Source organism: uncultured Shewanella sp. (assembly GCF_947495455.1).
Taxonomy (GTDB): Bacteria; Pseudomonadota; Gammaproteobacteria; order Enterobacterales; family Shewanellaceae; genus Shewanella.
Genome location: NZ_CANLZC010000002.1, coordinates 102,753 through 116,060 on the forward strand (window position 1 = coordinate 102,753; position 13,308 = coordinate 116,060).

The 13,308-nt window shown below is 37.4% G+C and carries 10 protein-coding genes; 5 read left to right on the forward strand and 5 right to left on the reverse strand.

Annotated elements, in window-relative coordinates; genetic code table 11:
• Positions 1-56 precede the first annotated feature (56 nt).
• The 5 genes from surA to Q0791_RS01450 are packed head-to-tail and all read left to right on the forward strand — an operon-like array spanning position 57 to position 4,425.
• Complete coding sequence (gene surA / locus Q0791_RS01430) at positions 57-1,364, forward strand: peptidylprolyl isomerase SurA (protein ID WP_299002067.1); 1,308 nt, start codon at positions 57-59, stop codon at positions 1,362-1,364.
• A gap of 5 nt (positions 1,365-1,369) precedes the next feature.
• Positions 1,370-2,359: a 4-hydroxythreonine-4-phosphate dehydrogenase PdxA gene (gene pdxA / locus Q0791_RS01435; RefSeq protein WP_299002068.1), complete on the forward strand. Its 990-nt coding sequence runs from the start codon at positions 1,370-1,372 to the stop codon at positions 2,357-2,359.
• Positions 2,360-2,367: 8 nt separating this feature from the next.
• Positions 2,368-3,171, forward strand: coding sequence for a 16S rRNA (adenine(1518)-N(6)/adenine(1519)-N(6))-dimethyltransferase RsmA (rsmA, locus tag Q0791_RS01440; RefSeq protein ID WP_299002069.1), 804 nt, complete (start codon positions 2,368-2,370; stop codon positions 3,169-3,171).
• A 55-nt stretch (positions 3,172-3,226) separates the two neighbouring features.
• Entirely contained in the window at positions 3,227-3,607 is a 381-nt protein-coding gene (gene apaG, locus Q0791_RS01445; protein WP_299002070.1) for a Co2+/Mg2+ efflux protein ApaG, read from the forward strand.
• Between the two features lie 2 nt (positions 3,608-3,609).
• Complete coding sequence (locus Q0791_RS01450) at positions 3,610-4,425, forward strand: symmetrical bis(5'-nucleosyl)-tetraphosphatase (RefSeq protein ID WP_299002071.1); 816 nt, start codon at positions 3,610-3,612, stop codon at positions 4,423-4,425.
• Positions 4,426-4,985: 560 nt separating this feature from the next.
• Here Q0791_RS01450 and Q0791_RS01455 read toward each other — a convergent pair.
• The 5 genes from Q0791_RS01455 to icmH form a co-directional block, all read right to left on the reverse strand.
• Positions 4,986-5,276: a PAAR domain-containing protein gene (locus Q0791_RS01455; RefSeq protein ID WP_299002072.1), complete on the reverse strand. Its 291-nt coding sequence runs from the start codon at positions 5,274-5,276 to the stop codon at positions 4,986-4,988.
• A 23-nt stretch (positions 5,277-5,299) separates the two neighbouring features.
• Positions 5,300-6,475 (reverse strand): hypothetical protein, encoded by a 1,176-nt coding sequence (locus Q0791_RS01460; protein WP_299002074.1) that lies wholly within the window; start codon positions 6,473-6,475, stop codon positions 5,300-5,302.
• 31 nt (positions 6,476-6,506) lie between these two features.
• A complete protein-coding gene (gene tssI / locus Q0791_RS01465) occupies positions 6,507-8,519 on the reverse strand; it encodes a type VI secretion system Vgr family protein (protein WP_299002075.1) in 2,013 nt (670 codons plus the stop codon).
• Between the two features lie 306 nt (positions 8,520-8,825).
• Entirely contained in the window at positions 8,826-12,239 is a 3,414-nt protein-coding gene (gene tssM / locus Q0791_RS01470; RefSeq protein ID WP_299002077.1) for a type VI secretion system membrane subunit TssM, read from the reverse strand.
• Positions 12,229-13,299 (reverse strand): type IVB secretion system protein IcmH/DotU, encoded by a 1,071-nt coding sequence (icmH, locus tag Q0791_RS01475; RefSeq protein WP_299002078.1) that lies wholly within the window; start codon positions 13,297-13,299, stop codon positions 12,229-12,231. Before icmH ends, tssM begins: the two co-directional genes overlap by 11 nt.
• Positions 13,300-13,308 lie beyond the last annotated feature (9 nt).

Genomic DNA, 13,308 nt, shown 5'->3' on the forward strand with positions numbered 1-13,308 from the left:
TTTCAACGATAAAATGTATCGAAAATGACATTAACAAATGCCAAGGATTTTTGTGGATGAACACTTGTAAACGAGTAATTTTAACTTTTTTTGCACTCATGATATTGAGTCAACATGTGATCGCAGCACCAACACCACTAGATAGAATCGCTGTACAGGTCAATCAAGGCGTGATTTTAGAAAGTGAAATCACAGACATGATGCACACAGTGAAAGAGAATGCGAAACAAAACAATCAATCGCTTCCTTCAGATAAAGCCTTACGTACTCAAATTATTGAAAGATTGATTTTAACACGGCTGCAAATGCAAATGGCAGAGCGTATTGGATTACATATTGGTGATCTGCAATTAGATCAAACCATTGCCAATATCGCTAAAGAGCAAAATATAACCGTAGAGCAAATGAAGCAACAATTGGAAAGCGAAGGCACGCCTTTTGCCGAATATCGCGAGCAATTACGTCAAGAAATCACTATAGGTGAAATTCAACGTATTCAAGTACAACGCCGCATTCAAGTGTCTCCACAAGAAATTAGTGGCCTAGTTGAGCTGATTAAACAACAAGGACTCAAAAATGTCGAGTTTCAAATCGGCCATATCTTAATAGATGTCCCCACTAATCCAACAAGTGAACAATTAGAAGAAGCCAGTAACCGTGCCACAATCGTATTAAAGCGTCTTAAAGATGGTGCCGACTTCAAACGCACCGCCATCGCCTCTTCGTCAGGCCCTAAGGCCTTAGAAGGTGGTGTATGGGATTACATGAATATCAATGAGATGCCTACCTTATTTGCAGAAGTGGTCAAAGATGCCAAAAAAGGTGATATCATAGGCCCCATTAAAAGCCCATCTGGTTTCCATATTATTAAAGTTATGGATGTCAGAGGCATGGAAACAAAGGAGCTGGATGAAGTTAAGTCACGCCATATTCTCATCAAACCTTCGCCGATTTTATCGGAAGAAAGAGCCAAAGCGATGTTGGAAAAATTCCTTATCGAAATACGCTCAGGAAAAGCAAAGTTTGAAGATCTGGCAAGACAATATTCTGAAGATCCAGGTTCAAGTGCCAAAGGGGGAGAGTTAGGTTGGGCTGACCCTAACATTTATGTTCCAGCTTTTGCTCAAGAGCTTGCACATTTAAAAGTGGGTGAAATAAGCGAACCCTTCCGCTCCAGCCATGGCTGGCATATTGTTCAATTAGAAAAACGACGGAAAACTGATGCAACTGAGCAATTTAATACCAATCGCGCTCATCAACTTATTTTCCGCCGTAAATTTAACGAAGAGTTACAAAACTGGTTAGATGAAATGCGAGCTGAAGCTTACATTGAAGTCTTTGAACCTAAAAATAATCGAGGTTAATCATATTGACGATTAAGCGAATTGCTATCACCCCCGGTGAACCTGCCGGGGTTGGACCAGAACTCGTTATTCAACTCGCTCAACAGCCATGGCCTGCTGAGCTGGTTGTTTGTGCCGATCCCGAATTATTACTCAGTCGCGCTAAGCAAATTGGTCTTCCCCTTCAGTTAAGACCTTATCAGCCTAAGCAGGCACCTAAAGCACAAGAAGCTGGCACACTCACCATATCGCCTTTTTCACTCAATGAAGCGTCACACTGTGGTCTGCTCAATGAAGCAAACAGCCACTATGTGATTGACACTTTAAGCTTCGCTGGTGAAAAAAATATGAGTGGTGAATTTGATGCCATTGTCACAGGCCCTGTTCATAAAGGTATTATTAATCAATCAGGTATATCATTTAGTGGCCACACTGAGTTTTTCGCTCATCAAGCGAACTGCCAAGATGTCGTGATGATGCTTTCTGCGCCAGGATTACATGTGGCTTTAGTCACCACGCATATTCCATTAGCCTATGTCGCCAAGGCCATTACAAGGGATCGTTTACATCAGATTATTAAAATATTACACCATGATCTCATTAAGAAATTTGCCTTAAGCAGCCCTAGAATTTATGTTTGTGGCCTCAATCCTCATGCAGGTGAAGACGGTCATTTAGGCAGAGAAGAAATAGACACTATCATACCCGCCTTGAATGAACTGAGGAAAGAAGGTATCGATATTGTTGGGCCACTGCCTGCTGACACGCTATTTCAAGCCAAATACTTAGATGATGCTGACGTGGTATTAGCCATGTATCATGATCAAGGATTACCCGTGTTAAAATCCATGGGATTTGGTAATTCAGTGAATATTACTTTAGGGCTTCCATACATTCGTACCTCTGTTGATCATGGTACCGCCCTTGAACTTGCAGGAACAGGAAAAGCCGATACAGGCAGTTTTATCTGCGCCCTTAACACCGCCATAGAGTTGGCAACAAAAACAAGTAAATAACAAAATACATGAGTAATAAAGTACATTTAGGTCATACCGCTCGAAAGCGTTTTGGACAAAACTTTTTAACCGATCACAATATTATTAACAGCATTGTCGGCGCTATAGCACCAGATAATGAACATGTTATGATTGAAATAGGCCCAGGGCTTGGTGCGTTAACTGAACCTGTTGCAGAGAGTATTGACAAGCTTACTGTCGTTGAATTAGATAAAGATCTCGTCGAACGCTTACAAGTGCACCCAAGTCTTAAAGATAAACTCGACATTCATCAAGGTGACGCACTAAAGTTTGATTTTAGTCAACTAGTACAAAAGGATAAGCAGTTAAAGGTCTTTGGAAACTTACCTTATAATATCTCAACCCCTCTGATGTTTCATTTATTTGAATTTTCACAATACATCAAAAACATGCACTTTATGCTGCAAAAAGAAGTGGTTCTGAGATTATCAGCCAGTCCTGGAACAAAAGCCTATGGACGTCTTAGCGTCATGGCACAGTATTTTTGCCAAGTCATGCCTGTGCTTGAAGTCCCTCCAGGATGCTTTACGCCTGCCCCTAAAGTCGATTCAGCTGTCGTTAGATTAGTCCCCTTTAAGACAAAACCTTACCCTTGTAAAAATGTCGAAGTGCTTCGTCACCTCACTATGACAGCTTTTAATATGCGCAGAAAAACCTTAAGAAATAACTTAAAGCAACTCATTTCTGATGAGGATTTTGCCCTATTAGGGATCGATCCTACACGTCGACCAGAACAAATCAGTGTTCAAGAATACGTTGCGCTCGCCAATTTACTTTGCGATAAAAAGTAAGTGTTCTGAGGCGGTCACTCGCCTCATTTTATAAGCTGTATGTTTGGGGGTATTGATGAGCACACTAGGCTCCTCTGTCAAAATAGAAGTGACAACACAATATATCGAAGAGCAGTCTTCTCCTAGCGAAGACAAGTACTTATTCAGTTATACGATTAAAATTACCAATTTGGGCAATACACCTGCCACCTTAAAAAGTCGCTATTGGCATATCACTGATGGCAATGGACAAATTCATGAGGTCAAAGGGGAAGGTGTTGTTGGTAAAACGCCAATGATTAAACCTCAAACCTCATATCAATACACCAGCGGCACAATGCTCAAAACGCCAATGGGATTGATGAAAGGCCACTATACAATGCAAACAGATAATAATGTTGAGTTTAATGCTGATATCCCTATTTTTCGTTTAGCCATTCCCGGAGTCATTCATTAGTCATGGCAAACTATTATGTTGGAGATATTCAGGGGTGTTTTGATGAATTAACTCTGTTGTTAAACAAAGTCAATTTCAATCCTTCCAAAGATACACTCTGGTTAGTTGGTGATTTAATCGCTAGAGGACCAAAGTCCTTAGCTGTACTAGAATATATAAAATCATTATCAGGCTCCGCTCAGTTCGTATTAGGAAACCATGAACTGCATTTATTCGCGCTTCACGCAGGTTTTCACCAGCCCCCCCCAAAAGATCGTCTTAACGCTCTACTTGCTGCTGACAACATTAATATCCTAATCGACTGGTTACGAGAGCAACCCTTAAGTCATATCAATAGACAACAACGAGTTGTCATGACTCATGCTGGCGTGCCGCCCATGTGGTCAATAGACACTTTAGCCGCTCAAGCCAATGCCGTTAGCAAACAATTGACTTCACCGAATTACCTAAAACTAATAAAAAGTATGTACCGTAATGACATTAATCAATGGCATGACAAACTCACCTTAAATGAACAAGCCATTTACACCATTAATGCCCTCACTCGAATGCGATATCTCGAGCCAGATTTACGGCTCAACTTCAGCGAAAAATCATCGCCTCAACATAATAAGCACTCAAGATTAACACCCTGGTTTACCCATGAATCGGCTTTACCACAAGACTACACCTTAATCTTTGGTCACTGGGCCTCTCTCATGGGCGCTGTTTCCAACAAACAATTTCAAGCACTCGACACAGGTTGCTGTTGGGGAAATTATTTAACCCTATGGCATCAAGAAAGTGGTGAGAAAATCATACAAGAAATGATAAATTAAGTCATATTGATAGCCTCAAAATAGGCATTTTATGGGCTCCCATCCCGTCCGTTTTTCCTATTATGCTAAAAGTCACTCAAAATGTTCTACTCAAATTAACATTCAATATCAACAGCATATTATACCAATTCTATTATATAGATGATCAATTCAGAGCTTCCCAGGCTTTTCAATTCAAGGCGCATTCTTTGTAGAAGGGTTATTCCCTTTAAAATGAATGCAACGCTGAAGTGGAATGCCTGAGAAACTCACTTTGTGCGGGTTTCAACATGCTTTATGCTACGTTAGCTGCTTTCGATATACGACTTCATGGATGAAGGAGGTAGGGCGACGTTTGAACCTAAGCCGAGAATGACTATTAGCTTCAATCATCTGCGACCGCCATGGATAGTGGGACTGTCTGTTAATGCAGGAGCAATTAACGACCTTGCCTACAGCATGTTGAACTCCCGCTGAAAGATCACTTATATAATAGAACTGGTATTACAATATCTTTATGCATCAATCGTTTTTTTACCTGTTCATCAACAACACTATAGCGGTATTACGGCTCTTCAACATCATCCGCCGATCATCACAGTCGCACTACCTGATACAATACTGCCACCATGAGAAGTCGAATCTCCCATTCTAGCGGCTGGCATATTACCAATCAATACTGTGGTGCTGCCAGCAGCAATCGTACTGGTTACTCCCACACAAACACAGCTTTGACCCACAACCGCTGCCGGAAGACACTCAATGAGCACATCTGTCACACTCCCAGACATAATCACGCCACCAACATGGGGGACAGCGCCCGTTGTCATTGAACAAACTTGTGTATCCCCAACTCTTGCCGCCAGTGTCATTTACCTTTCTCCAGTCAAGTAAGTTAATTAAAATATTTTTTATAAACTTGCTGCCAAATACTCTCGCTAGATTGGGATACAGACGATTTATTTCTGCCAAAATCATCATAAATACATATTGATGTTAGACTTAATGCGTCATGTTCTAATTTTGTTATCGTTATCGAATAAACCTTGTTGGCTACATTAGCTCTTATTTTGTCGACTAACTTTTCAATCGTCGGTAAATAAGGACGAGCGCCAAATACATTGGTGCTTACAAATTTAAACCAATCAGGAGTCATTATCGTCAATACTTTTTCTAATACAGCCTGACCCGTAACACTATAAGGAGTATCACCGGTATAACCTTTTGGTGCCTGGCGGGTGATATTATAAAGAATATGTCCCTTCTTTTTTGCCGCCAGCATAGACTCTGTGTTTAATTGTAATTCGGCTATCATTCCACAGGGCATTTTTAAAAAGAAACTTAAATCCTTATAACCATCTGCAACTTCATTATATCCCTTATTAGCACCTTTGCAGGTACCATATCGATCTTTTAACGCTTTTTGGCTGAATTTAGTGCCATCAAACTCTTTGGTTTGCATCACGATATCCTTCGCCATCGTCATATCATCCATATTTTTAAATGCAATGGTCATTCGACAGGCATCCCTTATGTCACCAAAGTCTCTTTCTCTTGAGTCGTCGTTTCTTGTTGTCATTTTATAAATAATAGCGTGGAAAGTTTTTATGCCTCCAAAAGCGGAGGGCGGACACTTAACCTCACCGTTACAGCTAATAGCAATCGCCTGAGCATAATCCAATAATTCAGATTGGCAGGCCACATATTCAGAATGCATGATAAATGCTTGTTTACACTTAAACTTTGTATTTGCAACCTGTCTACTTTGTTCAGGAGTTAATTGCCCGCCCTGCTTATAGATATCCCCCGTTGCTTTATCTAAATACTTGGCAAGGGTGTCTTTGTCTTTCATTATATTGTAGATTTGTTGCAATTCTTCTTTCTCAGCTGCTGGTAGATTTTGATCTCTAAACTTTTCCATAAATACTTTCCAAGTCTCATCCAGCCGATCTTGATTAATAAGATTGAAACCTTGGGATAAATAAGTTTGTTGATTCAAACGTTTCATAACTTTAGCTCTAGACTCGGCTATTTGCTCAGTTGTTGGGATAATTGTAATTTCTTCAGGCATCACAAACTCCAAATCAATTAACGGCTCAATATCAATTAATAGTAGTCAAAGAGCCACTGATTTCCACTATTCCACTAGAGGTCACTTTTGCTGTGGCTGAACCATTAAGCTCAGCAGTTACACCTTTTACCGTTACCGTCCCTTCCCCCTCAACAGTCACACTGGCGCCCGTTAACTCAGCAGTACCCGTCGCCGCAATTGAAATAGAAGGTGAACTAATACTGATACTTGAAGTCGACATGCTTATTTCACTACTGCCACAGGTCAATTTAATAGAGCTCGAGCCGTCAAGCGTGATATTTGTCGCCGTGTTTTCGATATCACTCGAAGCATTTAAACTAATATTATCTGACGCCGTCACGCCAACAGCAGCCGCTGAGACTATAGAAAAATCTTCAGTTGAATCCAATTTCATTGTTTTTGTCGCGGAGATAGAGTAAGCATCTTCTGTTGTTAAAGCCACAGCGCCTGTCACCGATTGAGTGAAGGACTTGTCGACTTGCTGAGTTTCATCGCCTTGCACTTGTGAAGCACAATTATTTTTCACAAGTACATTAAAATCTTTCTCACTTTGCAAATAAATTTCTTCACTGTCTTTAGCATCATCAAAACGAAGAATATGCGCATTGCTGGTACTTCCACTAGGAGTCGAACGTGACATCAAGCCAAATTGTGTACTGGATGAAAAAGGCGGGGTATTTTTTTCATGATGCACAGAGCCCAGCACAATAGGTTTATCAGGATCACCATCAATAAATCCCACCAAAACCTCATCACCAATTCGAGGAGTAAACATCATGCCAAAACCTTGTCCAGCCATCACCTGTGACACTCTAATCCAAGCACTGGAATTTTCATTAGACTCACCTTCTAAATCCCAGTGAAATTGAACTTTTATTCGATTTTGACTATCCCGATAAACTTCATCACCACTCGGTCCAACAACAATAGCACTTTGTAAACTATGAATTTGTTTTCTATCCAATGGAAAATTTTTAAATTCTATACTTGCTGGTAGTACTTCCATTTCGTTACTAAAACTAACGCCATCAACCATAGAATCCACAATAGTATGAATCGATTTTAAAATAACATAGGTTTGATTAAAGCTCTCATCGTCATGTGCTGACAATGTAAACTGTTTAGCGCCAGTTAAATAAGTTAAACTAGACTTGGCGATATATTTAACTGATTGACAATCAGATGATTGCACTAGTAGTTTCGCTGTGGCAGTGCTTTGCACTGTTGTGGAAGATTTTGCAGGATAGGTATAAAAATGTTGAGAAGATTGAATCGTCTCACTTGTAGCCGTTTGCTCACTACTATCTAAGTTAGAGACTAAACTCGAGGAATAATCATTCGTTCGAGCCTTTCCCATACTTGCTTGATAATAAGGTAACCATGAAGTAATGCTATCATACTGATCCTCACTTCCAGAGATATAAGCAGCAGTATCGGGTGAGCAAGAAGCGAAGCTTTGATTATTATCACCAATAATAAGCTTTTGCACATCAGACTCATCATAAAAATGGAAATGCCAGCCTAATTCTGAAATGATTCGACAGATAAAATCATAATCAGATTCATTAAATTGTACACAATACTCTCGAGATTCATCACTTCCAACTAACTTAAATTCATAACATCCAGAAAACCCCAATTCACTAAAAATAGATGAAATAATACTTTGTGTTGTTAAATTTTGAAAAATTCGACAATTGGAAGATTCTTTTAATAATTCAAACCAAGGCTTAGCTTCCAAATAAAAGTAATATAGATCACTCATTGGAACATGTTCTTTCAGCTGATATGAATATAAAGTTCCTAAATATGAAGTGGTATTACCACTTTCTAAAGTATAAGTGACTTTAACATCTGTTCCTATTTTATCTGGTGTCAAAGGTTCACTCGTCAGCAATACACCTTTAATATAATTGCTTCCACCTATTTTTTGAATAATATCAACACAATCTAGGACATAAACATCCGATTTATCTAAGGTTAATAATAAGCGACGGCCAGAAGTCTCCATATCGTTAGCCATAATATCCCCTTTAGTTTAATTATACCCGTGATACTTGAAGATGCAGGATTCAGCTGGAATGAAAAGCCTTTTAGGCAAGGCTTTGAACAGCGTGCCTAGTCATTCTAAGCTGATGTTCAATAACGCAGTATAAAAGGCTTTTAAACCAGCCCTTTGAGAGTCTGTAAAAGCACCGACTTCTGCGTTGTATCATCTTAAAAAGCAATAAGCATTCTTGCAATAATACGCCTTGAACTAGGCGCTTTTACAGGCTCTGAAAACATGCATCTTCAAGTATCACGGGTATAGATAAAAATAGCTACAACTCTACTCTTGTAATGCCATCTCACTCATACCCAGTTCTTCTTTATTGATATTCAATTCACTGGGCAGACTAAACCCATCAATGAGATTGAAAATCAGGTGAAGACGTTCCTTACCTTTAATTTCTATATCAATCCTATACTTATCCAATTGATAATTTAATAAATAATTTTTTGTAAATGGATTATAACTAATGATGGAATCATTAAAAAATCGAAATAATGCCCAATCGCCCTCATAATTTCTTTCCGCTAATTTCATGCCATTAAAAAAGAAATTAGCTGACAAAGGAAAATTATCCATATCCATAGGCCATGTTAGTTTATTCCATAAACGCGGGCCTTGCTGGTAATTGAGTAAAATACTTTCCGTGACTAAATCAAAGCGTGTGGCCGAAGAAGACAAATTACGAGGCTTGATACTTAAAATCAGTTCCAATTGATTATCAGGATTATCAAATAACTCATCCTTTATCTGCAAGCCACGATTAACCTCCTTTAAAAACAGATTATTAAATGGAAAACGAATACCGTCTGAGACAATTGGAGTGACTCTATCTCCTTCTCCAACTATAAATGGAGATAAATAAAATTGATAAAAAGTGTCCAATACGCCATCAAATTTAAAGAAATCAGCAAAACGCGCCAAAGTCACATCTTCTGAACTGTTCACATTGAAGGGATAATATTGCCCCAATTCACGTTTGAAATTTTTTCCAATTTCAATGGCCCACTGACGTTGAATATATTTATGTGCCTGATTAAATAACAAGGAAACAGATTGAGTTGAAATGGACTCGCCCCAGTGTGCAACTGACTTAGGTAAAGAAGCCGCTTGTAATCTCAATAATGCCATGGGATCAGGCTCATTATCAATATGCGCTTTCGCGGATTCAAGCCAAGCAGCTCCTGGAACAGGAGCTTGTTCATTTTTCACTATATAATCATTTAATCCAATCAATAATGATTGAAACTCAGCAAGTGACCCTGCAACCACAGACTTTTCATTAAATGTGTGAATAACATCTGAAAAGGCATTATTGACGACACGTTCTGGTTGATTATGATCATCATATTCATCATCTTCAGTTGCATCGCGAGCGAGTTTAGTATTCTCTCTCACTTGCTCAAGAAAAAGAATCAATGGGCTTTGAACAGGATCCTTTAATAAGGATAACGCATCCCTAAACGCGCTGCTATTTGAAAAGTGATTAATTGAAACATTCATCAATAAATCATTCCAATAATAGATATATTCACTGAAATAGAGTTCCCTAATTTTATTACTCAAACTAATAAGCTCAGTTCTTGTTGTTTCAGATTTATCTCCATTAATATTCTTTATTTCATCTAATCTTTTTCTGATAGTTTCAGAACCTTCTGACAAACTCTCTCGAGATCCCTCAAAACCTTTTTTTGTATAGAAGTAGGGAATATGTGTAACCTTAGATTCGCTTGGCAACCTAAAGATGGTATAAAAGCCTTGACCTACCGCATCGGCAATATCAACTATCTTTTTATTTTGTACTTCACTTTTAATACTATTGTAAATTAACCTATAATAAGGCACACCACGTAAATGATTATCGGCCATTTCAATTAATTCTGTATCTACAGCCAGCCCCGTATAATCAAAACTAAATAATTCCTCCATTTGCATCTTAAGCTGTCGACTTTGATGAGGTGTGAGGTCAACATAATTATGAGATGCAGACATTAAGTACATAATAAGTTTATTTTTTTCTAATTTAGAGTAATCGAAAAACATCATATAATAATGCAACAGCTCAAAAATTTCACCTGAGTTATTTAATGCTATTTCAATACGCAAATCATTAGCAGTAAACTCGATAAATAAAGGCAATAACATAAGCTCTAGCTGAATATCATATGCATGTTTCAAGTCTTTTTCAATATCATTATTTCCTAAGAAATAAAGCATGCCTTTTGAAAAATTCTCCTTATGTGAACCTTCATACATCAATCTTAATTCATCAAGATTTGAAAGGATAATATGGAAGTTATCAAGGGTTGGAACAATTTCTGACATTTTCTCAGAATAAATTTCAATATTACTTGACATATTATCTGTAAAGTCATCTTGTAAATTCATATTCCTATATTGAAAGTAAATACTACCAAAAGCTACGACTCCCAAAAAAACAAACAAAAAAATACGATAATATTGATATCGCCTCTCTCTTTTCTTATTAACACCAACGAGCTGTGATTCAGGCAAAATAATCTTACCTACTAGATGCATTGAAAATAAACTACGACCTTGAGTTTGTGAAAGCTTATGTTCATTAGACTTAAAACCTAATGCCTCTCCAACGTCTTTTAATAGTATATCCATTTTACGTTTAGCATCACCCGCAGAAAACATATAATATCCACGATAGAAAAAAATATCGCGTAAACGGCTTTCAGCAAGCAAAACGGAATAAAATCGTTGAATAGAAAGTTTAAGCAATTTAAGCTGAAAAGTCACAGCGACAATGGATGGCCAATTTTCTGTTTTTTTACTATCATTTAACTCTTTAGACTGTAACAAACTAATTTCATGAACTGTACGGCTAAACTCTTCATCAAACCACTGTGCATCAAATTGACTCTTCCCCTCTTTTTCTAAAGGAATTAAAGCCCCAAAAGGCTGCTCAGCTTCTATTCCCGAAAAGTTAGAAAAATATTCACTAATATCACTCACTTCATCTAATGCATCAAATAAAGTATAAACAGGTAAAATTAATCCTGTTTCAACATTAAAGTGATTAATTGATCTTTGTAACCCTCTCGCTAATACATCACCATCACTGTCGACCTCTTTATCATCTAAAATAGTTTTACATCTCGCAATAGTAATTATACCATTAGCCGCTTGCCGTGGTCGATATTTATACAACAATTGAGCAAGATAAATCAATAATGCTTCTTTTTCTTTATCAGTATTAAAAATGTCTTCTGTCAATTGAAAAATTAATAGTTCATCATTCCCCCAAACTCTAAATAGCCTATCTGCCTCTGTATCATCTGAGTTAACATTATTTAAATTATTAAGATAAAGAAAGCGTTTAGCATCCACTCTTTTACCTGCAAGCAATATATACCAAGGTAAAGAGTGAAGTGACTTTGCATGTTTATATTTTCGGCCATATATTTTTTTCAATGCCCCAATAAATTGCCTTTCTATGAGCATTTTACCTCTTTTTATTTCTAGCTCTAATGGGGTTAACTCCTCCTTTTCTTTATTTGAATTAAGATAATAACCAATAATAGCTGCTGAAATGGTAACAATAGCACCACCTAATGCTAATAACACTTCATCGCCTATTTCTACTCGATATAGGTAAGCAATAATGACAATAATAACAACAATCAATAACCAGGCAGCGAAGGCCCACCTCCATTTACTTGGCATGAATAAAACTCTCCTTTTTATAATATCTGACTTTACCAGATTGAGAATACCTTAAGTAAAGAAGATCATTTAAATGTTCACCTTGCTGATAAATTTTTCCTGCAAATAAGTTAATAAATGCCTCAACACCTTTAACTTGCAATTGCACATCAAAACCAGCAAGAACTAAATGCTTCATCAAATTTTTCGCTTTATTTAATTCCATAGGTTCTGGTAATTGAACATACCAGCCAGTTTGAGGTGACTTTAAGGTAATATTGCTATCAATGAAGTCATCATCTGAAAAATGTTGATACCAGCTTTCCGCTTTTTCAGTATCAACCAAATGTACAAATTGCTTCGAAACACTTTCAACCCAGCGATCATAAAAAACAACAGATGTCGCTCCCACGGCAAGAACAATAACTAAGGTTAAAGAAAGCCAAAGGGCATGGGCGATAAATTTTATCTGGCTTTTAGGTTTTACTTTCTTTACATTAGAGTTTAACTTTAACGGATTAAAGCTCTTATAGTTAAAAATAAAATCATACAACTCTGAAGCATATTCATTCAATAAATACTGCGACTCAAAGCGATATTTTCCCATAAAACCTATTTTGAGTAAGACAAACTGTAATTCGATAAAATCTATTAATTTTTTAGGCTGAAGTTTAGCCTTTTCCAATAGTTCAAAAAACACTTCTCCACCATTATTTTGATTAAAAAAATGATTTAAAAGTGTCGCATTTTCCCATCCAGAACTTTTCCCCCAATTACTATAAATAATGGCCTCATCTGCTGCCGCACACACAATAAAACACGCCTTATCTAATATACTAGGATGGTAGTCTAGTAACACGCCTTTTCTTCTTATAACCATAATTTTATTGATGAGTTCTTGCCTATAAAAAGCAAGATCAGCAGGTCTTATTTGCCTTGGAATGGCTATTAAAATCGAAATATATTCAGCATATAGATCTAATAGAGCATTATCAGTATAAGGTAAATCTACAGTTTTCACTTTGTCTTGTATTAAGATGCTATCATTTTGCTCCAAACCATTACTATTGTCTGACTCCATGATTTATTT